Source organism: Paraburkholderia sp. SIMBA_053, assembly GCF_046534895.1.
Classification (GTDB): Bacteria; Pseudomonadota; Gammaproteobacteria; order Burkholderiales; family Burkholderiaceae; genus Paraburkholderia; species Paraburkholderia caledonica.
Genome location: NZ_JAWRXU010000359.1, coordinates 1 through 315 on the forward strand (window position 1 = coordinate 1; position 315 = coordinate 315).

A 315-nucleotide genomic window follows, 5' to 3' on the forward strand; every position below is an offset into this window, starting at 1 on the left:
CTCGTCCGTCTGGGAGTCCTTGCCCGCCTTGATCTTGCCGCAGAACTCGTCGATATCGGCGAGCGGCTGCGCTTCGCCCTTGATGAAGCTGTTCGTCTTCGGGAACACCTTGTCTTCGATGCAGACGCCCGCAATACCGCGCTGCTCCAGCTTGCGCACGAGGCGGCGCACATTGTTGAAGTTGCCGTAGCCGGTGTCGCCGTCGAGCAGAATAGGCAGATCGCTCGCGTCAGCCATGAATTCGAGCGTATCGACAACTTGCGTCCAGCTCGCTTCGTTGTTGTCGCGCACGCCGTATTGCGCGGAGATCGCGAG

At 61.0% G+C, this 315-nt stretch carries 1 protein-coding gene; it reads right to left on the minus strand.

Translation table 11 applies throughout. From position 1 onward, the window contains the following. Positions 1-315, minus strand: a 315-nt coding sequence (locus tag SB753_RS35985; protein ID WP_410804869.1) for an isocitrate lyase/phosphoenolpyruvate mutase family protein, incomplete at both ends; no start/stop codon positions are given.